General features: G+C 28.2%; 4 protein-coding genes. 1 reads left to right on the forward strand and 3 read right to left on the reverse strand.

Annotated elements, in window-relative coordinates; genetic code table 11:
* Positions 1-3: 3 nt before the first annotated feature.
* From AC3AX0_RS03580 to AC3AX0_RS03590, 3 genes are read right to left on the reverse strand one after another with little or no spacing between them, the layout of a single operon-like run.
* A complete protein-coding gene (locus AC3AX0_RS03580; protein WP_487548933.1) occupies positions 4-231 on the reverse strand; it encodes a hypothetical protein in 228 nt (75 codons plus the stop codon).
* Positions 231-470: a helix-turn-helix domain-containing protein gene (locus AC3AX0_RS03585; protein ID WP_487548934.1), complete on the reverse strand. Its 240-nt coding sequence runs from the start codon at positions 468-470 to the stop codon at positions 231-233. Before AC3AX0_RS03585 ends, AC3AX0_RS03580 begins: the two co-directional genes overlap by 1 nt.
* 38 nt (positions 471-508) lie before the next feature.
* On the reverse strand, positions 509-730 hold the full coding sequence (locus AC3AX0_RS03590) for a helix-turn-helix transcriptional regulator (RefSeq protein WP_487548935.1): 222 nt from the start codon (positions 728-730) through the stop codon (positions 509-511).
* 189 nt (positions 731-919) lie between these two features.
* Between AC3AX0_RS03590 and AC3AX0_RS03595 the strand changes: the two genes are divergently transcribed.
* A complete protein-coding gene (locus AC3AX0_RS03595) occupies positions 920-1,708 on the forward strand; it encodes a helix-turn-helix domain-containing protein (protein ID WP_487548936.1) in 789 nt (262 codons plus the stop codon).
* Positions 1,709-1,809: the final 101 nt, after the last annotated feature.

A 1,809-nucleotide genomic window follows, 5' to 3' on the forward strand; every position in this document is an offset into this window, starting at 1 on the left:
TATTTATCCTCCAATACTTGCTCTATAAACTGGAATCCTTATTCCATTTATATTGAAATATGAAACTTTTGTTAATTTAGTACCGTCAGAATCCTTTTCAAAGCATTGTTTTTCAACTTTCCTAGATTTGCTATTTCTTTTTTTAAGTCGTTTGTTTTTTATTTCATGTTTATCACACTTTCGTATATACATTTCCAAGTTTTTCTCTTTTTTTCTTTTCTCCATATTCATCAATTTTTACCCCCTTTTTCAGTAATCCTAGCATTCTTTAGTTCTTTGACATCATAAGGATCCGTGATATCTTTTCCTTCAAATTTCTTTAGAAATTGCAGAAGTGCAATTTTTCTAACCTTATACCTTCCCAACTTTAGAACTGGTAAAGTTCCTGCTTTAATAAGTTCATAGACTGTTGCAGGGTTTGTTTTCAACAATTTTGATACTTCATCTACTGTGTATAAAACATCTTCCATTTAATTCTCCCTCTTCTATATTTTAATTAACTGAAATGTCAATCACTTTGTTTTTTGCTAATCGTTAATTTAACAGGTGAAAAAATATCATTTATATCCACATTTAATAATTCGGCAACGCATTCTGCAATGTCTAATGGAATATCTCGTTGCCTAGTTTCATATAAACAATATGTAGGTATCGATATACCAGCTTTTTTCGCCATATAGCCTTGTGTATATCCTTTCTCATTCCGTAATTCTTTCAATTTATTACTCAAATTTCCTCCCTCCCTTCATTTTGCTATGTGTTAATCTTAAGACCATTGTAGTTTAACAATTTGCTAAAGTCAATGGTTATTTTAACATTTAGCAAATTTTGATATTTATTTTAACATTTAGAAAAATTATGATTTACAAACTGAAAATTTAGTAATAAAATAGTTACATAAAGTAGAATAGAGGTTAATATGAAAAACAACGTTTTAGGAAAAAGATTGAAAGAACTCAGAGAGAATGCTGGCTATAATCAACTCGAATTAGCCGAATTACTAAATATCAACAATGCAACCTTATCTCAATATGAAAGTGGAAAAAGAATTCCAAGTGATGAAGTGAAAATCAAAATATCCGAAACACTCAACTGTTCTCTAGACTATCTGATAGGTATATATCCTTTTAAAAATCATAAGGAGTATGTTAATTCCATATATGTTGCTACTATGGAAAACTCATTGAATCATCCAGATAAAATATCTCTTATTAACAATGCAGTAATTTATCTCAAGTCAGATAATTCAGATGAATTGAACAAAAAAATAAAATCCTATGCTATAGAATTGTTTAATAAATTTATTCATAATATTAAATTAACTGATATTGAATTATATGAATTAGCTTGTATGATTTTTGTACAGATCGGAGTAGATTCTAATGGTTATGGATATCTTGAGTTATACAATGGCAAAAGATATAACTTCAAAATGCATCCTAATAATATTAGAACAATAACTCTTGATTTAAGTACTAGCTTAATAGCATTTAAGGAAAATCACGACAAATCCGAATTCATAAGGTACAATTACGAAAATGAGGAGTTTGTAGAATGGTTCAAACCAGACAGTTCAGATAATAAATCAAATATATATTCTGCTAAAACAAATATCTTACTCAACGAATTACTTGACATGTCTGAAGATGATATCGATTTAATTATAACAATGGTTAAAAGAATGAAGAAAAATTTTAACAAAGATTAATAAATAATATGTATAAAAAGGAGGTGAAATCATGGCAGGATCAGTAAGAAAGAAAGGCAACCGCTGGTATTATTCATTTGAAGCTTCAAATGTTGATGGGA

This window comes from Dethiosulfatibacter sp. (assembly GCF_983023055.1).